At 40.4% G+C, this 25,031-nt stretch carries 14 protein-coding genes; 1 reads left to right on the top strand and 13 read right to left on the bottom strand.

Features of this window, described 5'->3' with window-relative positions; all coding sequences use genetic code 11:
• Positions 1–208 precede the first annotated feature (208 nt).
• Entirely contained in the window at positions 209–3,250 is a 3,042-nt protein-coding gene (locus AC570I_RS11845) for a DUF2723 domain-containing protein (protein WP_047799088.1), read from the top strand.
• Between the two features lie 87 nt (positions 3,251–3,337).
• On the opposite strand, the gene AC570I_RS11850 is transcribed toward AC570I_RS11845, so the two are convergent.
• The 13 genes from AC570I_RS11850 to AC570I_RS11910 all read right to left on the bottom strand — a co-directional run bounded on the left by AC570I_RS11850 (position 3,338) and on the right by AC570I_RS11910 (position 24,940).
• Positions 3,338–4,156, bottom strand: a complete 819-nt coding sequence (locus tag AC570I_RS11850) for a hypothetical protein (protein WP_497405590.1) — start codon at positions 4,154–4,156, stop codon at positions 3,338–3,340.
• A gap of 440 nt (positions 4,157–4,596) precedes the next feature.
• Complete coding sequence (locus AC570I_RS11855) at positions 4,597–5,559, bottom strand: acetyl-CoA carboxylase carboxyltransferase subunit alpha (RefSeq protein ID WP_082120625.1); 963 nt, start codon at positions 5,557–5,559, stop codon at positions 4,597–4,599.
• Positions 5,560–5,674: 115 nt separating this feature from the next.
• Positions 5,675–7,234 (bottom strand): S10 family peptidase, encoded by a 1,560-nt coding sequence (locus AC570I_RS11860; RefSeq protein ID WP_497405591.1) that lies wholly within the window; start codon positions 7,232–7,234, stop codon positions 5,675–5,677.
• Positions 7,235–7,351: 117 nt separating this feature from the next.
• Positions 7,352–9,232 (bottom strand): alpha-amylase family glycosyl hydrolase, encoded by a 1,881-nt coding sequence (locus tag AC570I_RS11865; RefSeq protein WP_497405592.1) that lies wholly within the window; start codon positions 9,230–9,232, stop codon positions 7,352–7,354.
• A 110-nt stretch (positions 9,233–9,342) separates the two neighbouring features.
• Positions 9,343–10,716, bottom strand: a complete 1,374-nt coding sequence (locus AC570I_RS11870; protein WP_497405593.1) for an MFS transporter — start codon at positions 10,714–10,716, stop codon at positions 9,343–9,345.
• A 114-nt stretch (positions 10,717–10,830) separates the two neighbouring features.
• Positions 10,831–12,510: an alpha-amylase family glycosyl hydrolase gene (locus AC570I_RS11875; RefSeq protein WP_497405594.1), complete on the bottom strand. Its 1,680-nt coding sequence runs from the start codon at positions 12,508–12,510 to the stop codon at positions 10,831–10,833.
• Positions 12,511–12,623: 113 nt separating this feature from the next.
• A complete protein-coding gene (locus AC570I_RS11880) occupies positions 12,624–14,942 on the bottom strand; it encodes a glycoside hydrolase family 65 protein (protein WP_497405595.1) in 2,319 nt (772 codons plus the stop codon).
• Positions 14,943–15,067: 125 nt separating this feature from the next.
• Positions 15,068–15,754, bottom strand: coding sequence for a beta-phosphoglucomutase (pgmB, locus tag AC570I_RS11885; RefSeq protein WP_497405596.1), 687 nt, complete (start codon positions 15,752–15,754; stop codon positions 15,068–15,070).
• Between the two features lie 85 nt (positions 15,755–15,839).
• On the bottom strand, positions 15,840–17,759 hold the full coding sequence (locus tag AC570I_RS11890) for a glycoside hydrolase family 13 protein (RefSeq protein WP_497405597.1): 1,920 nt from the start codon (positions 17,757–17,759) through the stop codon (positions 15,840–15,842).
• 62 nt (positions 17,760–17,821) lie between these two features.
• Entirely contained in the window at positions 17,822–18,838 is a 1,017-nt protein-coding gene (locus AC570I_RS11895) for a SusE domain-containing protein (protein ID WP_497405598.1), read from the bottom strand.
• Positions 18,839–18,855: 17 nt separating this feature from the next.
• Positions 18,856–20,445 (bottom strand): RagB/SusD family nutrient uptake outer membrane protein, encoded by a 1,590-nt coding sequence (locus AC570I_RS11900; protein WP_497405599.1) that lies wholly within the window; start codon positions 20,443–20,445, stop codon positions 18,856–18,858.
• Between the two features lie 53 nt (positions 20,446–20,498).
• Entirely contained in the window at positions 20,499–23,480 is a 2,982-nt protein-coding gene (locus AC570I_RS11905) for a SusC/RagA family TonB-linked outer membrane protein (RefSeq protein ID WP_497405600.1), read from the bottom strand.
• Positions 23,481–23,929: 449 nt separating this feature from the next.
• Positions 23,930–24,940, bottom strand: a complete 1,011-nt coding sequence (locus tag AC570I_RS11910; RefSeq protein WP_497405601.1) for a LacI family DNA-binding transcriptional regulator — start codon at positions 24,938–24,940, stop codon at positions 23,930–23,932.
• Positions 24,941–25,031: the final 91 nt, after the last annotated feature.

Consider the following 25,031-nt stretch of genomic DNA (forward strand, 5'->3'; position numbering starts at 1 on the left):
TCAGCCCATAGGTATGTTTTTAAACTCCACCTGTGGGTTTCAGCTGTTTGCTCAAATTTAAATCGCCTTAAATCTTTTATATCAACCGCTAATTGCAGTTAAGTTTTGTTAAATCAATCTAAAAAATTACCTGTTTTATCGACTAGAATAGTTAATTTCGGCAGCATTTTTATGTGAACTTTATTTTTTAATGTCATTATACAAACCAATGAATTATTCAAAAGTCAATAATATAGTAGGCTGGATCTGCTTTTTAATTGCAACAATAACTTACGTTTTAACTTTAGAGCCATCTGCTAGTTTTTGGGATTGTGGTGAATTTATTGCCTCAGCATTCAGAATGCAGGTTGTACACCAGCCTGGAGCACCCCTGTTTTTGATGCTTCAACGCTTCTTCTCTGTTTTTGCAGCAGGCGACTTAACGAAAATAGCCTATTGGATGAACGTAGGTTCTGCCGTTTCAAGCGGAGCAACTATTTTATTTCTATTTTGGACAATCACTGCGTTAGCGAAAAAAACCATTCTGAAGGTTGGAGAAGAGCTTACAACAGCTAAATTAATCAGCATTATGGGTGCCGGAGCTGTAGGTGCCCTAGCTTATACCTATTCTGATAGTTTCTGGTTTTCTGCTGTAGAATCTGAGGTTTACGCTCAATCATCTTTATTTACTGCAATTGTATTTTGGGCAATATTAAAATGGGAAGCACATGCGGATGAACCAAGAGCCGATCGTTGGTTGTTGTTCATCGCATACATTATGGGACTATCAATTGGGATCCACTTGTTGAACTTATTGACTATTCCGGCTTTGGCCTTTGTTTATTACTTCAAAAGAACTGAAAAAGCAACTGCTACAGGTGTAATTAAAACCCTGATCGTAGGGATACTAATCCTGGCAGTTATCCAGTATGGTATCATTCAATATCTGGTTTCATTTGGGGCATACTTTGATCTGTTCTTCGTAAATACACTGGGAATGGGCTTCGGAACAGGGGTATTATTCTTCGCTATTCTGCTTATCAGCGCTTTGGTATTCGGTATTCGATACTCGATAAAACATCAAAAGAAATTATTAAACTTAGGTTTAATTTCTACCGTTTTAATCATTTTCGGATATGCTTCTTTTTCCATGATTATCATCAGGGCTAAAGCAGATCCAAATCTTAACAACAGCGCACCCAAAGATGCTTTTTCATTCTTAAGCTACCTGAACCGTGAGCAATATGGCGACAGGCCTTTGCTGTTCGGTCCAAACTATAACTCTGAACGTGTAGGGGTTACTGATGACGGTAAAACCATCTGGAGGAAAGGCAAAGACAAATACGAAGTCGCAGGCAAAAAAACAGATTACGAGTATAACAATAACACATTATTACCTCGTATGTACAGTGATGATGCCCGCCATGCAGGCTTCTACAAAGAATGGATGCACTTAGATGATGCTAAAAATCCAAATCTGGTTGATAATGTTGGATTCTTATTCAGCTATCAGATCGGCTATATGTATATGCGTTATTTCATGTGGAATTTCGCAGGACGACAGAATGATGAACAGGGTCAGGGAAGTGGCTATGAAGGCGAATGGATCAGCGGTATTAAGCCAATCGATGCACTTCGCCAGGGATCTCAGGCAAATCTGCCGCCCTCTACTGTAGACAATAATGCTTACAATCGTTTCTTTTTCTTACCATTGATTATCGGCTTGCTAGGTGCCGTTTGGCACTTCAAACGCAACCAGAAAGATGCTGGCGTGGTTGCCTTATTATTCTTCTTTACGGGTATAGCCATTGTATTGTACCTCAACCAAAAGCCATTGGAACCACGCGAGCGGGATTATGCTTATGTAGGATCATTTTATGCCTTTGCCATCTGGATTGGTTTAGGCGTTCTTGCAATTTCTGACTGGCTTTTCAAAAAATTAACTCCTACAACCGGCGCCATAGGTGCAACTGTTTTAGGCTTATTAGCCGCTCCGGTGATTATGGCCGAGCAAGGTTGGGATGACCACGACCGTTCAACAAAACTGGTGCCACATGATATCGCTTTGGATTACCTGCAATCCTGCGCACCAAATGCTATCTTATTTACTTATGGCGACAACGATACTTACCCGCTTTGGTATATTCAGGAAGTTGAAAACGTTCGCCCGGATGTACGCATCGTAAATTTAAGCTTATTCGATACCGATTGGTACATCAATGGCTTAAGGCAAAAACAAAATGAGTCTGCACCATTGCCAATCACCATGAAACCAGAACAATATGTCCAGGGTGAACGTGATGTAATGCCATATGACGATTATAAAATCGCAGGTGCAATTGAACTTAAAAATATAGTTGATTTATTATTATCTCCAAATGATGATGATAAAGTAGCCATGCAGGATGGAACAAAATCAAACTTCCTGCCAACCAAAAATCTTAAAATTACCATTAACCCTCAGGAAGTAGTGAGTACAGGAACAGTGCCGGCAGCTGATGCTGCTAAAATTGTTCCTGAAATGGACTGGACTTTCAACAAAGGTTATGTGACAAAGGGAACTTTAGCCATGTTTGATATCCTCGCACACAATAACTGGAAACGTCCGATTTATTTCGCTTCAACGGTTCCTTCAGAGCAGTATATCGGTTTAGACAAATACCTGTATAGCGAAGGACTTGCATTACGCTTATTGCCGTTAAAACCTGATACAGCAACAACGGAAGATAAAGCAGAACAATTAAACACACCTGCCTTGTATAATAACGTGATGACGAAGTTTAAATGGGGGAACATGAAAACAGCAACCTATCTCGACCCGCAATCGTCTGATGATACCTTTATTTTCACAAACATTTTCAGTAACCTGACAGGAAGCTTAATCAAAGAAGGTAAACTAGGTGAAGCTAAAAAGGTGGTAGATAAATACTATGAGGTAATGCCGCAGAAATTCTTTGGTATCCGTACAGTGGTGGTGAAATTCTACATGGCTGAAAACTTATATAAATTAGGAGAAACGGCCAGAGCGAATGAGATTGTAACACAGTCTGGCGATTATATTAATAAAGAACTTAGCCATTTGGCAGACGTCTCGCAAACCAAGGGCTTAACAGGTTCGCAAAACATTCAAACCGGGCTATATTATCTGGATCGAATGATCAGAACAAGTAAAGCTGCTGGCCAGGAAAAGGTAAGCAATAACCTGCAAAAGATATTCACCGGTTTAGAAAGCCGTTTATCGATGTTCTTTCCGCAGCAATCTCCTCAATAGGAACTACAAATAATATATTAAAGCAGCTGTAATTGATTACAGCTGCTTTTTTTTTGAAATTTAGAGTCAACTTTCTCTTATTAAACATCAATCCTCAACAACCCAGCTCAGGCTCTCCTCTTCCTCTGCTATTACAGCTTTTTTGCCTGGTTGGGCAACAAAATCTATGACGATTCCATCCTTTAAATGCAGCGCATGGGTAATCTTACATACGAAATATTTTTTGTCGCCCGAATATCCCGATCCCCCAATATTAAAACGAATCCCCATAACGATAACTAACGCCTTATCGCCGTCGTGATCCAGTTTGATAGGCAATACAGTTTTCGGAAACTGTTCCTGATCTAAGTGAATGATCAGATCTTTAATCTTAATAATTTCATATTCTTCACTTTCGCCTAGATCGAAATGAAAGCCACGTACCTGCAAACAGGCTCTGACTGCTTTGGGATGTGGCTTTATCAGCTCACGGGTCTTTTTCTTTGGTATAATAAGTTTAACCAAACCATCCGGTTCAATCTGAAGCGTCGGAAGAGATCGGAATACTTCATCGAAGGGCCTTGATTTATTGAATTCAAATCCTTTAAGCAAGGCAATATTGCCATCAGCAACTCTCTTTTTGCCTGTATGTTCAGGAGGGATGGTGTTAAAAATCGCGACCAACTGTTTATTAAGCCGATTCACCAGGCCATCGTTTCCATAAAACTCAACTAATGGTGCAAATGCTTTACGAAGCTGTGCAGCAGTCTTACTGGCCGAACCAAAATCCCGGCTGCTTTTTTTACTGTTTTCCGACTGCTTTTTGTCTGAGACATTCTGCCTCATTACATACTTGCCATTGCGCTCGTAAGCGACAAGATCGCCCAGCTTCCCTTTAATTTTGATCACTCCATTTTGTATAGCCATAATTTTTTTATATTAGCATAGTCAAAAGGGATGATCACTAAATTTAATCAATCAGATTAAAATTCCAAAATAATTTTTCAGCCCACCACACCTCCAACCCACATTCTACCCACCTTTTCGCCACCTTTTATCCACCCATGGCTTTATACTACTGTACACTTTCTTTACTACCGCTTAACATCTCCCTTAGGTTTAGTAACCAGCGCAATAACCCTGGCTCAGCCCGCCATTAGCCTGGCCTGAACTTTTGCTTCAGTCAAAGGGTTAGTAAAGGGTTAACAAAAGGTAATAAAATGGTCAGGATGATATGAGGCTGCGATAAATAAAGATGGATAAAACCTTATCTAAATTGGAAAGTATTAACAAGGATTTTTATTAAAACAAAAAACCCTGTCAGGCCAATGCCAGACAGGGTTAAATCTTATATGGTTGATAATTGATTATTCGTTAACCACGCCCATTTCACAGAACTTTTCAATGCGTTGTTCAATCATTTTATCGGTTTTTAACTTACCTAATGCAGCTAAATCATTTAAGATATACTCCTTTAGAGTTTTACCCATTAATTCCGGGTCCTGATGTGCGCCGCCAAGAGGTTCAGGGATAATGCCGTCAATCAATTTGTTGCCAAACATATCATCAGAGGTTAGTTTTAAGCATTCAGCAGCTTTCTCCTTAAAATCCCAGCTTCTCCATAGAATAGAAGAACAAGATTCAGGAGAAATTACAGAGTACCAGGTATGCTCCAGCATATAAACCTTATCACCAATTCCAATGCCCAATGCTCCACCTGAAGCACCCTCTCCAACAACAATACAAATAATAGGCACACGAAGTACCGACATCTCTAATAAGTTTCTGGCAATCGCCTCACCTTGTCCGCGCTCTTCAGCTTCCAAACCCGGATAAGCACCCATCGTATCAATGAAAGAAACTACTGGCTTATTAAATTTCTCCGCCAGACGCATCAAACGCAAAGCTTTACGGTAACCCTCAGGGTTAGCCATTCCAAAATTACGGTACTGGCGCTCTTTAGTGTTTTTACCCTTCTGATGCCCGATAACCATAACAGTTTGACCGTTAATAGTTGCAAATCCACCAATAATAGCTTTGTCATCTTTCACCGTTCTGTCGCCATGCAACTCAATGAAATCATCACAAATCATATTGATGTAATCAAGGGTTTGCGGGCGATCCGGATGACGACTCATCTGAACCTTGTTCCAGCCGGTTAAGTTCTTATATAAGTTGTTGGTGGTTTCTTCTAATTTACCATCAAGCTCGTCCAACGTAGCAGACATGTCTACTTTAGTTTTCTCGGCAACTTGTTTAACCTTTTCTATCTGCTGAACTAAATCGGCAATAGGTTTCTCAAAATCGAATGATGTTTTTATCTGTTGCATAATTGAACCACAAAAATAGGTAATTAATCAATACGATTACACAGATTTAGTATATTGGATACATTTACTCCAACGCTCACTTGCATCGCACGCCATATTACCCCTGTCTTTACTATTAAAACTTTGCCGCTTCATCAGCCTTTGGTAAAGCTTTTTTTATAAAATCCCGGATATGGGCATTTGCAGTTTTCAGGTCGTCTTTCCTTAAATACATCATGTGCCCGCTCCGATAACCTTCCCAGCTCATCCGATCCTGCAGTTTCCCCGCAGCATCGAGTTGCCACATGCTGTATTTCGCATTGAAATAATCACAGGCACCATCATAATAGCCCGATTGAACCAGCAAATGCAGGTATGGATTCTGGGCCATTGCCTGACGCAAATTGTCTCCGGTATTGTTACCAGAGTTATCCCAGGGGTAAACGGAGCCGAACATGTTGTATTTCAAATCAGTTTTATAATTCAGCTCATTGCGAATGTACATATTAATAGCAGGGGTAAAAGAATGTAGCCAGGAGGTTAGTTCCGCGTTGTAGTCGGGTCCTTCGCCTGCACTCATTTTATCTATCCCGCGATACCTCGAATCCAAACGACCTATAGTAAAACCCTTATCTCTCATCAGTTCCTTCCAGAAAAAATCTGTTGGAACATTCAGGTTGTAATCCAGTATCACATTCTCTGATAATCCTGAATAACGGGCCATTTTGGAGGCAATCAGTTTCTTCTTGTCAGTACTCAACATCCCGCCCTGCGAAATAGCAGGAATCAATTCATTTATGGTGAAGGTTTCCACTTCAGGGAGCATAGCGGTCAGATCTTTGGACTGTAAATCCTGAGGCAGTGCTTTATGGTACCATGCGGTCGCGGCAAAATAAGGTAATCTCAAAGCAGCCTCTACGGGCCCTCCCCGCTCTATACCAAGCTCAGTTGGAGATACCAGCACAACCCCATTCAAATACATCCACTGGCTGTTTTGCAGTTCAAGCGCCAAACCTGACACGCGTGTTGTACCATAGCTTTCACCAATTAAAAATTTTGGCGAAGCCCAACGGTTATTCCTCGTTACAAATGTATTGATCCACTCAGCAAGATATTTGATATCTGCACGCACACCAAAAAATTTATCTTTCGGAATATCCTTATTTACGGCACGCGAATAACCGGTATTTACCGGATCGATATACACAATATCGGCGACGTCTAAAATCGAATAGGGATTTTCCTTATAACCATAAGGCTGAACAGGGTATCCCTCGTCGTCAATTTTCAATACAACCGGACCAGTGTAAGCAATGTGCATCCATACCGAGGCAGATCCCGGACCACCGTTAAAAGAAATAACCAATGGACGTTGATCCCAGTTCGATACATCACTACGCTCATAATAGGTGTAAAATAATCCCGCTATGGCTTTACCTTCTTCATCCCAAACCGGTAAGGTCCCGGTTGTAGCCTTGTACGGAACAGATTTCCCATCAATATTGACCGAATGATTAGTAACTACGGTGCTTTCCACCTTTATTGTGCGCTCATTAACGGCAGGTTTGGTTTCATCCTTTACCGTTACGGGCAGAGTTGCGGCTATTTCTTTCGAAACATTTTTCCTGCCTGACTGCTGCGCATGAACCGCACAGCTGTAAATCAACATAATCGTAAGTAATATTTTAAATTTCATAAAGTTTAGTTTGGATCATAAAGATCAAACTAAAGGGGCGTTATTCAAAAATCACATTACAAATGTTACGCATTTACAACCAAAAACAAACGCCCCGCTAACATGGCAAGGCAATAATTACTTTAAAGCTGTTTTGCTGAATACGTGATACTCGCCAGGTGCTAGTGTCGCCGTGTAAAAAGTACTGCCCATTGTGATACCATTCCCGACAGCATCAGCCCATGTTCCTGAGGTGCCAAAGTCGATGTTTGCCTGTTGACTCACCACATCAAAATTACCTACTACCACCACGGTATTTGTACCCTCAACCAGTTTGATATATTTAATACCCCCAGCCAGATTATAAGTTGAACTGGTAGAATTAAATATCGGATTATTCTTTTTCAAGCGGATAAATTTTGCATATGCATCGTATAAGGCTTTACGGTTTGGATCACTGTAATAATCCCATTTAACGGGCTTTTCACCTGTCCTGCCGTTGTAATCAATATTGATATCGTAACCAAGCTCACCAAACTGCCAAACCATTTTCGGCCCGGGAATCGCAAATAAAAATGCAGCAGCCAGTGCCTCTCTCTTTAAAGAAGTAGCGAGGTTTCCTTTAATCACGTAACTTCCTGATGCATTGCCATAGGTGATGTTCTTATAATTCAGACGTTCCTCATCATGGCTCTCGCCATAACCAACCAGATTTTCTGATTTTACAAAACCATGATTCGCATAAAATCCCCATTGAAAGTTAGAATTATCCAACCACCCCATCGTTGCCTCATTCATATTATAATTCATATTGTTCCAAAGCATCATGCCATCACCTGCCAGAACTTTCTCTTCAGATTCTTCTGCGAAATGCTCTAATATCACATAGAAATTAGGGGCGATAGATTTGATATACGCATTATAATCTTTCCACGTTGCAATGCGTCCTGAATCATACAAACGAAATTGCGCGTCATCAACAGACGATTTCTGGGTAAAACCTTTCGACAGATCGAACCTGAAACCATCAATTTTATACTGCTGTATCCAGAACTTCATTACATCCTTCGAAAACTTTTTAGTCGCTAAACTTTCATGATTAAAATCATAGCCAACATTAAAAGGATGTTTCGCATCTACATTAAACCACGGACTGCTTGAAGTCGGTTTCGTCCCATCAAAATACAGTTGAACCATAGGCGACTGACCAAATGAATGATTCAACACCATATCCATGATCACTGCAATTCCCCTACCGTGACATTCATCAATAAAATTCTGCAAAGCTATTTTTGTTCCATAATACTTATCAGGAGCAAAATAAAACGATGGATTATAGCCCCAGCTTGAATTTCCTTCGAACTCATTAACAGGCATTAATTCTATTGCATTAATCCCCAAACCAATCAAATAATCAAGCTTTGCCAGGGTCGAGGCATAGGTATGTTCAGTAGTAAAATCACGAATCAATAATTCATAAATAACCAGATTATTCTTTTCGGGGCGACTGAAGCTACTGTACTTCCAGGTATAAACAGCTTGATTGGCCTGCATTACACTCACGATACCAGTCGTTTTACCGGTCGGGTAGGCTTTCAAACCAGGATATACAGTTGAAAAGATGTACTGATCATTATCCGGATCGAGAACCTTCTCGCAATATGGATCGGCAACTTTCAGCGTACCATCTACGTAAAACTGATAAGCATACTCGGTAGCCGGGTTGAGGTTGTCAACTTGTACCCACCAGGTATTTCCATCAGGGGTATTCTTCATCACAGAAGCTGTGGCCGACCAGTTATTGAAATCACCAATCAATGATACAGACTTTTTTCCCGGGGCGTATAGCGTAATGATTGCCGAAGTACCGTTATTGATAAATGCAACTCCATCTTTGGCACCCGCAGGTAAATCCGCCACATTACTTACAGGCACTTCTGCTCCGGCATCAGTTGATGATTTTTTACAGGCCGTGTTAAATGCGGTCACCAGCAATAACAGGTAAAATAGTTTTTTCATTTGGTTAGAATATTATAAGATTTCGTCAGTGCTAGGCATAGCTTGTCCCATATTTCGGGACAAGCTATCTTTCTAATCAGATTGCTTCGTACCTCGCAATGACGATTTATTTAAACTGATTTGTTTTCTTCGATCGCGATCTCTGTAGCCAGCTTTTCGTCTGTTTTCTTAGGCTCTCTGATAAATAAATAACAGATAACAGCCGCCAGAATCATCAATCCGCCACCAAGCTGAACAGCTAAAAGCCGGTCATTGTTAAGCACGTTACGCATTAACCAGCCAAAACCCAGGGAGGCAATTATTTCAGGCAATACAATGAAAAAATTGAATATCCCCATGTAAATGCCTATTTTATCTTTTGGCAGTGAGCCGCTTAGCATAGCATAAGGCATTGATAAAATACTTGCCCAGGCAATACCCACGCCGGTCATACACAAATACAACATATTCTTATCATGTATCCAGGCTACACTGATTAGACCAATGGCACCACAAACCAAACATAAAGCATGCGTTGTTTTCCGCCCGAGAGCATCTGCAATCTTTGGTAAAACCAAAGCAAAAAGGAAAGTGATCACACTGTAATAGGCTAAAGTTAAACTACCAAAATCCGCACCATGTGCATAAACAGGGTCGGCAGCATCTTTGCCGCCGAACACATTTACCGCAACTGCGGTGGTATAATAAAACCACATTAAAAATAGCCCGGGCCAGGTAAAAAACTGAACAAGCGAAACAATCTGCATTCGCTTAGGCATGTTCCTCAAAGCACCAAAAATTTCTGAAACACCGCCGGCAAACCCCTTATTGTTATCTTCTTTTCGTTGTATTTCCAGATCCTGCGGGGGATATTCTTTCGTAGTAAAAACTGTCCAAAGCACAGCTGCCAGGAAGAAGAATGCTCCTATGTAAAAAGAGAATTTCACATTTTCAGGAATGTTACCCTGTTCAGCGGTATTCTGCAAATGAAACAAATTGTTCATTAACCAGGGTAATGCAGAAGCCACACTTCCACCCAAACCGATCATCATACTTTGCATAATGAAACCCCGGTTAACCTGGCTATCTGGTAACTTATCGGTAACAAATGCACGGAAAGGCTCCATCGCTATGTTTCCGAATACGTCCAGAATCCAGAGCAGTCCTGCTGCCATCCACAAAACACTGCTGTGTGGCATAAAAATTAAAGCAATACTGCTTACAATGGCCCCAAGCAAAAAATAAGGTCTCCTCCTGCCCCACTTCGGATGCCATGTCCTGTCGCTCAGGTAACCGATAACCGGCTGTACCAGCAACCCTGTTAGCGGAGCAGCCAAAAACAGTAATGGAACCTGATCAGGATTGGCACCGAGGTTTTCATAAATACGCCCCATGTTGGCACGTTGTAAATCCCAACCGAATTGAATTCCAAAAAAACCTACGCTCATATTAATGATTTGTGCGAGGGTTAACCTGGGATTCTCGAATACTGTTTTTAAGCTCATTGTATTTGGTTTTATTTTTCCCACAAGCCGCACCTGGGTTTACACATTAAGCACGGAGGCTTGAAATTTACGCTGCTTTCTTTGTGTACTTTGTGGTTAATTTTTTTTATTGCTCTAAAATTCTATTACCTGCGCCGAAACCGGCCCAAGCGTCACAGGAATACTGGTTCCAGCTGGGATATTTAATTTTCGGTCTGTTAACAAATCAGTAACCGGAGAGGAGTGTTTCACCTTCAGAATATGATCTGGAATCTCGATATTGGCTTCAAGTGATGCATGGCGATCAAAATTCACGACAACCAACAAACGCTGTTTGCCCGAGTAGCGGATGAAAGCATACATGCGGTTATTCATATTTGCCGCTTGTGGAACATCATAAATCTCACCGTTTTTAATGGCGTCGCTGACAGAGGTTACCTTAAACAGTTGCTTGTACCAGGATCTCAGCTTTTGCTCCTCGGAACTTAACTTTTGTCCATCAAATAATCCACCGTTCATCCATTTCTGGTGACTCGGAATACCCCAGTAATCAAAAATCGTGGTGCGGTTATCATCGCCTCCAAAACCTTCTTGCCCTTGTCCCTTCTCTCCAACCTCCTGACCGAAATAAAGCATCACCGGTCCTGAACCTAATGTTGCCGAAACTACCATTGCGGGTAAAGCCAGCTCAGCTTTTCCTGCGAAGCCAGCAGATGCGATACGTTCCTCATCATGATTTTCCAGAAAACGCAACATGTGTTTGCCAAAACCAGCACTTTCTACCTGCCATACATGACGGATGTCTTTCACATCTGCCGATGGCTCGTTTCTGATCAGTCTTTTCAAACCATCATACAAACCAACTTTATCATACAGATAATCGAATTTACCTTCTTCTAAATACTGTTTATAAACCTGGGGATTGTAAGCCTCTCCTAAAAATATTAAATCAGGATTAACTTGTTTTACCTGAGGTATGACCCAGTTCCAGAATGCAATAGGTACCATTTCTGCCATATCGCAACGGAAACCATCTACACCTTTTTTAGTCCAGAAGATCAGGATGTCACGCATCTTCGTCCATACCGGAGGAATAGGATCAAAATGGTTTTGTTTGCCATTCTGATAATCTATACCATAATTCAATTTAATCGTTTCGTACCAGTCGTCATATTTAGGCGATGCCGTAAAAGCATCATTGCCGGTCGCTTTGGCCGGATTTTCATCAAACTTACCATCCTGTAAAACAGATAGCGGTGTCTTCAGTCCGTTTGTAGGCACCACAAAAGGCTGACCAGGTACATAGTAGAAATCATTTTTGGCACTAAAGCTCCTGGTTACATCATCATTACTACCAAAATCAGCTACGCCTTCCGGCTTTGCATATGAATGGTAACTCCTGGCCACATGATTAGGCACGAAATCAATAATCACCTTCAGGTTTTTCCCGTGCGTTCTTTTCACCAGCGCCTCAAATTCCTGCATGCGGTTCTTCACATCAACCGCCAGATCAGGATCTACATCATAATAATCGCGGATGGCATAAGGTGAACCAGCACGGCCCTTTACTACGTCAGCATCGTCAACCTTAATGCCGTATGCAGAATAATCGGTCAAACTCGCGTGCGCAATAGCACCTGTGTACCACACATAGTTGGCATGGAGTGCTGCAATGCCGTCTAGAGCTTGATCAGTAATGTCATTAAACTTGCCCACACCATTTTGCTGAATGGTACCATAAGGAATATTCGTACTATTTTTATTCCCGAATAAACGGGGCAGTAACTGATAAATAACGATTTGCTTATCGTCCATTTTGGGATGTTTTATTTGTGCAAAGGATGATGTTGAAATAAATAGCAGGAAAATCAACGCAGCATATGCCACGGTGTAAAGATGACTTCCCCACCTGAATTTTCCATCTACAATCATACCAACTCTGCGTTATTCACTTCTACTTCAGCATTTCCTGCCAATTTATAAACCTGATTTTTGATTCCGATTTCTAAATCCACAGCATTGTGGTTTTTAATATTAATTCCGTTTTCTGTAATATTGATCTTTAACGTCGCTCCTCTGAAACCAACAGTAAACGAGAATGATTTCCACTGCCTTGGCAAGAAAGGGTTAAAGTGTAATTTACCCTCACGAACGCGCATGCCTGCAAATCCTTCCACCACACTCATCCATGTGCCGGCCATCGACGTAATGTGTAAACCATCTTCAGTATCGTTGTTATAATCATCCAAATCCAAACGTGCGGTGCGTAAATAAAATTCGTAAGCACGGGCTTCATCATTTAATTTAGCCGCAAGGATACTATGTACACAAGGCGATAATGAACTCTCGTGAACGGTACGTGGCTCGTAGAAATCGAAGTTTCTTCTGATGGTCTCCAAATCAAAATCTTCTTCGAAAAAGTAAATACCCTGTAGCACATCAGCCTGTTTAATAAAAGGCGAACGTAGAATTCTATCCCAGCTCCATTTCTGATTGATTGGTCTTTCACTTGCAGGTAAGTCTTTAACCAGCGTCTGTTCTTTATCCAGATAACCATCCTGTTGTAAGAAAATTCCTAAGTTTTTATCCTCCGGCAAATACATTTTTTCAATAATATCTGCCCAGTCTGCAAATTCGCTTTCATTAAAATTTACGGACGCCAATAAACTGTTATATTTTTCAGGCTGTTGGGTTTTAACAATTTCAGCAGCTTCTGTTGCATATTTCATGCACCAAACGGCTAACATACTGGTATACCAGTTGTTGTTTACGTTGTTCTCGTATTCATTCGGCCCGGTAACCCCCAGCATTACATACTGTTGTTTATCGCTGCTCCAGTTAACGCGTTGTTTCCAGAAACGGGCAATACCAATCAAAACTTCCAAACCATAATCGAACAGGTAACTTTCATCACCTGTATAACGGATGTAGTTGTAAATAGCAAACGCTATGGCTCCATTACGGTGGATTTCCTCGAATGTAATTTCCCACTCGTTATGGCACTCTTCACCATTCATGGTTACCATTGGATATAGAGCAGCTCCATCTTTAAAACCTAATTTAGCCGCATTTTCAATGGCTTTACCCAGTTGTTTATGGCGGTAAACCAGCAGGTTTTTACTTACTTCCTGAGGTGCAGTTGCCAGATAGAAAGGAACGCAATAAGCTTCAGTATCCCAATAAGTAGAACCTCCGTATTTCTCACCGGTGAAGCCTTTTGGTCCGATATTCAACCTGTCGTCTTTACCTGTATAGGTTTGGAAAAGTTGAAAAATATTGAAACGGATAGCCTGCTGAGCAGAAACATCGCCTTCAATCACGATATCGCTTTCTTCCCATTTAGTTGCCCAGGCTTCAGTTTGTTCTTTAATCAGTGTATCGAAACCCTTAGCTGTTGCTTTAGCGATCACGGCTTTAGCTTCTTTTAAAAGTGATTCTTTCGGATAGTTTTCTGAAGATAGATTTGTGGCGATTTTCACTAAGGTAATTTCTTCATTTGCTTTTACATCAACAGAAAAAGTCTGACCAACAAATTTCTCCTTTCGGGTGGCTTCCGGATTGATGGCCACTTCTTCCGAATTTTTGAATAATGCGATATGACTTCCAGTACAAACCTCGAACTCCGTTTTCTTCGTTCTTAATTTGAGGTAAGCTTCAACTCCGGTGATCTCATCAGAAACCATTGTCCAGAATTTCTCATCGTAGTTACTGTCCTGGTTTTTGATGTCGCCATCAATAAAGGGTGTTAGTGTTAGGTTACCATCAAAATCTACAGCAGTAATGCTATAGCGGATAGCCCCAACCTCATCATCGGCAATACTACAAAAACGAGTGGCTTTAACGTTAACCGTTTTGCCACTTTCCAGTTTCGCAGTAAATGTTCTTTCCAGAACACCGGCATGCATATTCAAAACACGCTTGAAATCCAATACTTCTGCTTTGGCAAGATCCAGAGTCTCATTATCGATCCTCACTTCAATACCTACCCAGTTTGCCGCATTTAAAACTTTCGCAAAATATTCAGGATAGCCATTTTTCCACCACCCCACACGGGTTTTGTCAGGATAGTAAACACCAGCCACATAGTTTCCCAAAAGGGTTTCACCAGTATAGGTTTCTTCAAAGTTGGCACGTTGACCCATGCGGCCATTACCCAGACTGAAAATACTCTCTGAAATTTTATTTAAATGTGGATCAAAGCCTTCTTCGATAATATTCCACTCATCTGCTTTAATGTAATTCTTCATCTTTTATGCTTTCGTCATTACGAGGCAGGAAGCAATCTCTTTTTAAAGTGTTCATCCCCCGTAATTGATTTGAATTCTTTTATTTTTAGATTGTCTCGTGCCTCACCATGACGAATTTGATCAATCTACAACTCTTCTAAATCTTTAACCGTTAATTTATTTAATCCGCTTACTACTACATCAGCCTCTGTAAGCACACTTTTTTCGCCAATCCCTATTGCCTTCATCCCCCCACGCTTTGCGGCTTCAACTCCTGCCACTGCATCTTCAAAAACCACACATTCATCGGGTTTAACACCCAAAAGTTCTGCGCCTTTCAAAAACACTTCCGGATCTGGCTTTGATTTGGTCACCATGTTCCCATCTACAATCTCATCAAAGAAATGAGCCAGGTTGGTACGTTCCAGAATGATTCCAGAGTTCTTACTTGCCGATCCCAATGCCAGTTTATAGCCTGCTTTATGTATCGCCGTTAGGAAATCTACTGTTCCAGGCAAAACCTCCGCCGGGGTCATTTTAGTAATCATATCCACATACCAGCTATTTTTTAACGTAGCCAGTTGTTCTTTTTCAGCATCTGTTTTTTCTACACCGCCCCATGCCAGGATTTTATTCAGACTCTCTACACGGCTTACACCTTTTAGCTGCTCATTTTGTTCTTCTGTAAAATCAAAACCCATAGTATTTGCCAGGCGCTTCCAGGCTTGATAATGGTAAACTGCCGTGTCTACCAATACCCCATCAAGATCAAAAAGACAAGCTTTAATTGACGAGTTAAGATTTGAAGTAGGAGGTGTGAGATTTTCTTGCATTGTTCTATAATTAGTATCAGCTCGCGGGTTTCAGCATATTATGATCACCCTGCTTTCGGCTTAAATATTTTTGTTTAAAATTGCTTTAATTTAATTCCAGAACCAATACGGTTTTGGCAGGTACTTTTATTGCCTTAATACCTGTACTAGTTCCTGTAATAACATTCTTTGCGGTGGTAATTCCACTGGTCCTTTCTGCGAAACGTCCGGTATCTAACGTCTTCTCCTTTTCAGTGTTATTTGCGATTACCATAACAGTTCCTGCAGCTGTATTGTTGTAACGGAAATAGACATAAATATCATCTTCAGGAACAAACTGCATCAGCTTTCCGGTTCTCAGCGCTTCGCTATATTTACGAAAGTTTGCGAGCTTTTTTACAAAATTGAAAGCCTCATTTTCTTTTCCTGTTCTGCGATCTGCAATAAATTTATCTTTTTTATCACCATCCCATCCACCTGGAAAATCGAAACGAACCAGGCCATCAGGATTTGAAAAGTTTTTCATTAGGATCTCTGTTCCGTAATACATCTGAGGAATGCCGCGCATGGTCAATAAGAAGGCCATACCCATTTTATACTTATCAAAATCTTCATTTACGATGGAATAAAAGCGGCTCATATCGTGGTTATCCAAAGCGATACAGTTTCTGGTCGGGTCCTGATAAAGAAAATCATGCGCAACCACATCATATAAGCGGTTTATTCCGTCTGTCCATCCATTCTTACCATTTACTGCCTCATAAATGGCATCCTTAACGGCCATATCAGTAATTCCCGGCAAGTGGGTATCGAAGCCACGGTTTACGGTGTTTCCCTGTGTGAAATACGCCTGGTTGGCTACACCATTAACAAATGTTTCACCAAAAATAGAGAGGTGAGGAAATTCTGCTTTTAGTTTAATTGCCCAGTCGGCCATGTAAGCCGGATCATTGTAGGGATAAGTATCCAAACGCAAACCGTCTATTCCTGCATATTCAATCCACCAGATGTGGTTCTGAGTTAAATAATTCTGAACATAGGGATTCGATTCATTTAAATCCGGCATTGACGGCACAAACCAGCCATCCAACATTTTTTTGCGGTCTGCAGCCGAGGCGTGGGTATCCATCACGGTTTGATCGCGGTAGCTGGTCTGCGTATATTTAGTCCACTGGTGAACCCAGCTTTTCATAGGAAGGTCTGTGAAAAACCAATGACCGGTTCCTATGTGGTTGTGTACAATATCTTTAATCACCTTCATGCCTTTGGCATGAGCGGTTTCTACATATTTTTTATAAAGGTCGTTAGTTCCGAAACGTGGGTCTATTTTATAATGATCGGTAACAGCGTAACCGTGGTAAGATGCATGAGGCATGTTATTTTCAATTTCGGGCGTCATCCAAACGGTGGTGATGCCTAAATCTTTAAGATAGTCGAGATGATTGATTACTCCCTGAATATCTCCGCCGTGACGATAATACATGCTATCCCGGTTAAGCGTAGTTTCGGTTAATCCCTGAACTACATCATTACTTTTGTCGCCATTCGAAAAACGATCGGGCATCAATAAATAAATAAAATCTTTTTGTGTTACACCCTGAATTCTGTCAGCGCTTTTATCGCGGCTTTTAAATTCGTAAGTATAACTGAATATTTTTTTCCCTTTTAGAGTGAAATTAATCGGGAACGTTCCCGATTTTACTGTTGAAGAAAGCTCTAAATCAACGAATAAATAATTGGGATTTTCTACTTTGTTAACCTTAACCAGCTTCACGCCGGGATAAGATAATGAAACAGTGCTTGTTGCAATATTTTCACCGTGAACAAGTAACTGTAGTTTTGGATTGTGCATGCCTGTATACCAGAACATGGGTTCGATGCGCTCTAATTTCTGAGCGAAGAGATTCACGGTTGATAACAGCACAAGGAAACTCATCAGGCACATTTTTTTCACTGTCTGAGCCTGAAACTTAATTCGAGCATTAAATAAGGGTAACTGAGCAAAAATGGTTGTGGATCTGATCATGCCGAAACTTTAAAAGTAATAAGCCCTGTAACAAATAAATGCTACAGGGCAGAAGTTAATGATTAGTTTTTTACAAGTGTGGCTTTTTTCGCTGCCACATCAAGAGTAATGGTATAACTTCCCGCTGAAGTAATTGAGATGTTGTCTCCACCACTAGTTAGAGTAGCTAAACTGCCACCAAGGTTGGTTCCCCAGTCGTGCGCAAACCTAAATTTCAGTGCGCCAACAACTAAGTTAGTGGTAATGGAATAATTGTTTGATTTACCATCATTGACACCTTTCATGTCGGTATCCGCAGCCCATCCACCAGGTGTAGCGTCACCAATGATCGACCACTCAAGAGGAGTTCCTATCGTATAAGTTCCTGCTTTTAAATCAATTGTTACTTGCTTAACAATTGCCGCTGTCGACTTTAAATTGTCAGTTGCGGAAGTGCTGATTTTCCCGCCACCCGCATCACCGTAAGCAATATCCCATTTCTTTGCAGGCGTAATTTTAAATTCAAGGTTACCTGTAGTAAAAGCAATCATTCCAGTATAGATACCATTGCTGGAAGCAGAGATTAAACTGTCAGCAGTTGCTGGTGTCCAGCCCTGGTAAGCTCCTGGTGCATAAATCCAAGATGAAGCCAGGTATGGCGTAGCGTTCAAAGTAATTACATTAGAATAGGTCAAATCATTAACCGCAGCACCAGATTTCAGCCTAACTTCAATCTGAGCCGCCTCTTTTACTTTAGCACCTAAAGCCAATATTATGCTATTGAACTCCTCAATTGTTGGTGCATAGCTTTTTGTAGTTACAACAATTTCCCGGGTTGATGCAAAATTCTTTCCCTTCAAGGCGAACTGAAGTGTTGATGTTACCGGAACTACATAACCTGAAGATGTTGCCAAAGGGTAGCTAAGTGTAAGCGCTGTATTAGCACCCCCAGCTTGAGTAAGGGATACATTTGTTGTCGAGGCGGTAAGTGTTCCGGCAGGTGCAACATCGGAAACAACCAGAGTACCCTCTTTTTTGCAAGACCAAAGCGAAAGGGAAATTAAACCCAATGCGATTGATTTTAATAAAATTGATTTCATCTTTTATAGAATTAAGATTAATAACCTGTGTTTTGAACCAGATTTGGGTTAGCAATCAAATCTGCTGCTGGAATTGGGTAGATATTACGGTAAGCTGGCACATTGGTTCCGGCTTTAACTCCACCTTTAAATGGCCATAAGTAAGTCGATCCCGTAAACTTGCCATAACGTACCAAATCGGTACGACGATGACCTTCCCAGTATAGTTCCCTTGCGCGTTCATCCAGATAGAAATCCGTTGTTAGTGCGGCAGCCACAACGTTGCCTGATGTATTACCGTAGGCCCTGGTACGCAATGCATTTACGTAAATTAATGCCTGAGCTGCTGATCCACCCGAACCGCCGCGTGCAACCGCTTCACCATAAATTAAATATTGTTCTGCCAGGCGGAATAGCGCGAAATCCAGTGAGCTAAATGTACCATTTAGTGAAGCAGGTGTGATGCCCGCAGATGTTACATTCTTGAATTTGGTAACGCGTAGTCCGTCAGTAAACACACCGATTTCATCAACGGTACTTTTGGTTCCAAAGAAGGTACCGCGTTTATCTGTTGATCCGGTAGTATTTGGGAATAAAGCAGGTAAATTCTGACGTGTTCTGTTTCCACCCCAGCCGCCATTAGGCACACCGTAAGATGCAGGAGTCATGTCAGCGTTAATAGCCGCATTGATCAGGAAGGTTGTCCCACCATAATTAGTACCATTAACACCATCATAGTTGATTGTCAGGATATTTTCTGTGTTATTCACATTATTATCCGCCTTAAATAAATCCAGGTAATTTACTTTTAAAGAATAACCTGCTGCGATTACTTTGCTCGAGTAGGTAATCGCTTCTGTATATTTGGCGGTACCCGTGTAAACCTGAGCATTCAGATATAACCTCGCTAATAGAGACCAGTCAGCAGCTTTATCAGCACGTCCATATTCATTTTGTCTTGCGTCAACTAATTCACCTTCAATGGCTTTTAACTCAGATTCAATGTAGTTAAATAAAGCTGTTCTGGTGATTTGTTTTGGGGCAACTTTGCCAATAGCGTCATCTTCAGTTACAAACGGTGGATTACCAAAACCATCCATTAATACCCAGTACTGATAAGCGCGTAAAAAACGGGCTTCTGCACGGTATTTAGCAATGTCAGATACTGCAGTTCCTGTAATATTACGGGAAGCTAATTTGTCAGCGGTACTTTCACGCAAAAACTCATTACAAAGGGTAATTTGCAAAATACTGCGTGAATACAATCCCCTTAAAAATTGATTGTCTGTTGCCCATGTTGAGTTATCTAATTCCGGAATTCCGGTATCACCCCACGCACAGATAGCCTCATCAGTTGTTAGCTCTTGAGAGGTCCAGAATAAGCGTAGGAAATCTGCAAAACCAGAGTTTAAGCCGCCAATCTCACTTGCATCCGAACCTTGCGAACTTGTTAAGCCATAACTTGCATATAATTTCACCAAACCTGTCTTGTAACCCGCAGCCGTAGCATAAACCGTTTCCGCGGTAACATCATTCGTTGGCAGTAAATTAAGATCTTCCTTCTTGCAGGAATTTAACGATACCAGCAACAATCCTGATATCAATATTATTTTAAATGAGTTTTTCATTTTGATATATTTTGTTCTGGAACATGTTATAGAACATGTTCCTTTATCATTGCCTAATTAAAACCAAGATTTAATCCTAAAGTAAACGTGCGGGGACGAGGATAAAGGTTGTTATCAATACCTGAAGTTTGTTCAGGATCGATGCCTTTATATTTGCTTACCACAAACACATTCTGACAGTTAGCCGTTAATCTCAATGTTGCATTACCAGATTTCGATAATTTCCCTGCATCGAATGCTAAACCAAGGTTATCCATTTTAAGGAATGATGCATTCTTGATGTAATAGTCACTCAGAAACTGAGTATTCTGGAAATTAGTGAAAAGGAAATCTGAACCTGCGTTGTTGATTACTCCGGCCGAACTTAAAATATTTGCCCTTACTCCAAAATTAGATGATACGTTGTCATAAATATAGTTACCGATATTTGCTCTTAAAACAGTGCTGATTGTCCATCTTTTGTAATTGAAGGCAGTATTGAAGCCAAACGTAAAGTTAGGATCAGGAGATTTATAGAAGTACTGATCACTTGTATTGATTACACCGTCACCATTTAAATCTTCGTAAACCCCTTCTAAAGGTTTGCCAGCAGCATTATATACTTGTTTATAAACAAAGAATGCCCCCGGAACCTGGTTCACTGCATTGTATTTCAACGTAACTCCTGTTCCGCCAGAAATATCTCCGGCACCAACCTTGGAAGCTGGATCTGGATTTAGCGTAAGGTTTGTAATCTTTCTTTTATTATAGGCTGCATTGAAGCCGATATCCCAGTTCATATCATCTGTTCTGATGATTCCGAAGTTGATGCTTGCCTCGGCACCTTTAAGCTCCATGTTACCAACGTTAGTTGTTAATTCGTTATTGAAGTTGGTTCCTACCGGAATGTTAACTTTACTTAATAAGTCTTTTGTTTTTTTGTAGTAAACATCGATTGCTCCATAAATACGGCCTTTAGCAAAACCGTAGTCTATACCAGCATTATATGTAGTAGTAGTTTCCCATTTCAAATCGGGATCATAAGCAGCCGGACTATAATAGTCATAATAAGTGTTTCCAACCAGGTACTTACCCGTTGTGCTGTTATTATAATATTTAGATAAATAATCATAATAACCAATACCATCCTTATTACCAGTTTGCCCATAGCTTAATCTCAACTTCAAATCAGATAGCACCTTGCTGTCTTTAAGGAAGTTTTCACCAATAACTCTCCAGGTGAAACCTGCTGATGGAAAATAACCCCATCTCTGAGATTCTGAAAACTTCGAGGAAGCATCAGCCCTCATTGTTCCTGACAGGATATATTTATCAGCCAAAGTGTATACAAATCTTCCATAATATGAAAGAAGCTTATCTCTCGGAATATCAAAAGCATTAGCAGGTTTTACCAGCTCTGCGCCTAATCCATTGTAGCTTGTAAAGTTATAATTGGTGGTTTTATTATCGTAATAACCATAACCTGCCGTTACATCAAATCGGCTTCTGATACTTTCAACATTTTTGGCGTAGTTCAAATAAAACTCCGATACCTTGTTACTTGCGGTAGCTAGAGAACGTGTAAATGATCCGTTAGTGGATATACTTTGTGCTGCAAAAGCAGGAACTGATATTTTACCGTAACCCTTGGATACATCGTAACCAAGGTTCAGGTTAGCATGCAATTCTGGAAGGAAGTGAAATGAGTAATCAAGTCTCAAGTTACCAAAACTCCTGTCAGCATTTCCGTTGTTATTCTGCAGATTGATTAAAGCGACCGGGTTTCGGGGTGCATTTGGATTAATGCTCCCATCAGCTAAACGAAGCCATTCAAAATAGTTTCCAAAACTATTCGAGGCGTTAACTGATTGAGTCGGATCGAACTGAATTGCACTTGCAATTGCGCCACTGTTAGCAAAATGCGAATTGGTTAATGTTCCTTTTAAATTCAAATCAACTTTTAAGTGGTCTTTGAAAAATTTTGGTGATAAGCTTAATGCACCTGATGCACGTGTAAATTTATCGGTGATTAATAAGCCTTCCTGTTCAAGGTACCCTGCAGACACACGGTATGGAACATTTTTGAATGAGCCCGATATACTTAAATTATTATCTGTCGTGTAGGCATTACGATAAATTTCATCCTGCCAGTCAGTATTCGATTGTCCTAATAAAGCAGTGAATGTCTTGCCGTCATCGTAAGTTGCATTCGGATTTGCATTTACGAAATCACGAATTTGGCCAGAAGAAAGTACATCCACTTTTTTGGCGACTGTTGCAATTGAATTATTAGTATTGAAATTAAACACAGGAGCACCTGATGAACCTTTCTTGGTCGTAATCAGGATTACACCATTTGAAGCACGAGAACCATAAATGGCTGTTGCATTTGCATCTTTTAACACGGTAAAGGTTTCAATATCGTTTGGATTAATTAACGATAAAGGACTTGGCGCATTATTGATAGAATTACCACTAAAGGGAACTCCGTCAACCACGATAAGCGGGTCATTACTTGCATTCAGTGAAGCCCCACCTCTAATTCGGATCTGGCTTCCGCCTCCGGGTTGTCCGCTGTTTTGGGTAATGTTAACCCCGGCAACTTTACCCTGAATTAATTGTTCAGGATTGGAGATCGTACCCTTCTGAAAATCTTTCGAAGAAACCGTAGTGATTGATCCCGTCAGGTTTTTCTTTTCAGCCGTACCATAACCAATTACTACAACCTCATTTAGTTTCTGTGCATCGGGCACCAGTTGAAAATTCAATGTAGCATTCGCTGAAACCGTTACTGGTTTTTCAAGCGTCTGGTAACCGATAAAGCTGGCAGCAATTGTGATAGAACCGTTTGAGAGTGCGGCTAATTTGAATTTTCCATTAACATCTGTTGAAGTACTTCTGGTTGTTCCTTTAACAATTACAGAAGCACCTGGCAAGGGCTGTCCAGTTTCATCAAGCACTGTACCAGATACCGATCCGGTTTGTGCTTTTACGATTAATGCTGAGAAAATCAACAGCACCAAAAGCCCCTGTTTTAACAGGTAAAATACTTTCATATTCGAAGCTCGTTTAAGTATAAAAATTTGGTTAAATATTATAGTGAATTACACACTGGACTAATTTACAGACCGAAATGGTAATTCAAAATTTATTTAAAGAATATATTTCACAACCAAAAAAAACAAAACGAAAGCAGTAAAAATTTCGCATTTTTTAACATAAAAGGTTTAATAATTCGCCAACAAACAAAACACAACAAGCTGTTTTACAATATTTTAAAAACATCAACAAATAAAATAAAGTGTAGATTTTACACTAAGTGAATTTTAGAGCCTATTTCGGGAACGTTCCCGACAATAAAGACAAAAATCAGCGCTGTTTTTCGGGAACGTTCCCGGTTTTGAATCGAAATTCTGCTTATTTTACACTAAGTGAAGATTTTTTTTGAAAAAAATCAGATCAAAAAACGGTCTGTAAAACGGCTAATTTTTCGCCATTTTAAAGGCTACTTCATAGTAGAATTTCTGGCGATAATTTTTGATTTCAGAACCACTTCATTTATGCGATTTTCCGCATCGTGATTGTCCAGAATTCTGAAGAGCAGATTGGCAGCTTCCTCCCCTATTTCGGTAGCAGGTTGCGTGATAGTGGTGAGCGACGGATTCAACAGTGGCGCGATCTCCAGACTTGAGAAGCTGATCACCTTTAAATCGTGTGGGATTTTTATATTTAAATCATAACAGGCATAATAGGTAGCAAAGGCAAGGCGTTCAACAGAAGTAAAAATACCGTCAGGCTTCAAATCGATTAACGCCTGTTTTACTATGATACTGTTTTCGTCATAACTGTTGCTGCAATCAATAATCAAATGTTCTTCAAAAGCTATATGGTGCTTCGAGAGTGCATCAATATAGCCCTGCATCCTGGTTTTGCCAATAGACAAACTTTTGTTTACCACCATATAGGCAATTCGTTTACACCCCTGCTCAATTAGATGCTCAGTAGCTGAAAAACTACTTTCATAATCATTAGTAATCACTCGTGGGGTTTGGATATCTTCATAAATTCTATCAAAAAAGACTAACGGTAACCTTTTTATTCCGAATTTATTTAAATAGTTGTGATCATTGGCTTCACCCGATACCGACATCACAATACCATCGGCCCTTCCATTGTGCAAGTGGCGAATAAAGTTGACTTCCTTGGTATAATCATCGTCAGTTACGTAAATCAAGATGTGGTAGCCCTTTTCCCTTGCTACACGCTCAATTCCATGTATAGCCTGTGAAAAGTAGTTGTTCGCCAACTCCGGTACAATCACCGCAATGGTTTTACTTTTTTGTTCCCTTAAGTTACTGGCATAATGGTTGGGTTGATAATTTAATTCCCTGGCTTTGGATAGAATAAGCTCTTTGGTAGCAACACTAATATCACTGTTATCCCTAAAAGCACGCGAAATTGTAGAAGTAGATAAGTTTAATGCTTCAGCTAATTCTTTAATATTAATACTATCCATTGATGGCTGTAAACCTTTTAAAACGTCGATTTGATGAGGTAAATATAAATGATAAAAATGCTAAATACGCCACAATATTTCACAAAACACT

It is taken from the genome of Pedobacter sp. A2324, assembly GCF_059693705.1.

Coding starts and splice junctions, on each gene's coding strand:
- AC570I_RS11845 (WP_047799088.1), top strand. CDS start 209: ATGAATTATTCAAAAGTCAATAATATAGTAGGCTGGATCTGCTTTTTA.
- AC570I_RS11850 (WP_497405590.1), bottom strand. CDS start 4,156: ATGGCTATACAAAATGGAGTGATCAAAATTAAAGGGAAGCTGGGCGAT.
- AC570I_RS11855 (WP_082120625.1), bottom strand. CDS start 5,559: ATGCAACAGATAAAAACATCATTCGATTTTGAGAAACCTATTGCCGAT.
- AC570I_RS11860 (WP_497405591.1), bottom strand. CDS start 7,234: ATGAAATTTAAAATATTACTTACGATTATGTTGATTTACAGCTGTGCG.
- AC570I_RS11865 (WP_497405592.1), bottom strand. CDS start 9,232: ATGAAAAAACTATTTTACCTGTTATTGCTGGTGACCGCATTTAACACG.
- AC570I_RS11870 (WP_497405593.1), bottom strand. CDS start 10,716: ATGAGCTTAAAAACAGTATTCGAGAATCCCAGGTTAACCCTCGCACAA.
- AC570I_RS11875 (WP_497405594.1), bottom strand. CDS start 12,510: ATGGACGATAAGCAAATCGTTATTTATCAGTTACTGCCCCGTTTATTC.
- AC570I_RS11880 (WP_497405595.1), bottom strand. CDS start 14,942: ATGAAGAATTACATTAAAGCAGATGAGTGGAATATTATCGAAGAAGGC.
- pgmB (WP_497405596.1), bottom strand. CDS start 15,754: ATGCAAGAAAATCTCACACCTCCTACTTCAAATCTTAACTCGTCAATT.
- AC570I_RS11890 (WP_497405597.1), bottom strand. CDS start 17,759: ATGATCAGATCCACAACCATTTTTGCTCAGTTACCCTTATTTAATGCT.
- AC570I_RS11895 (WP_497405598.1), bottom strand. CDS start 18,838: ATGAAATCAATTTTATTAAAATCAATCGCATTGGGTTTAATTTCCCTT.
- AC570I_RS11900 (WP_497405599.1), bottom strand. CDS start 20,445: ATGAAAAACTCATTTAAAATAATATTGATATCAGGATTGTTGCTGGTA.
- AC570I_RS11905 (WP_497405600.1), bottom strand. CDS start 23,480: ATGAAAGTATTTTACCTGTTAAAACAGGGGCTTTTGGTGCTGTTGATT.
- AC570I_RS11910 (WP_497405601.1), bottom strand. CDS start 24,940: ATGGATAGTATTAATATTAAAGAATTAGCTGAAGCATTAAACTTATCT.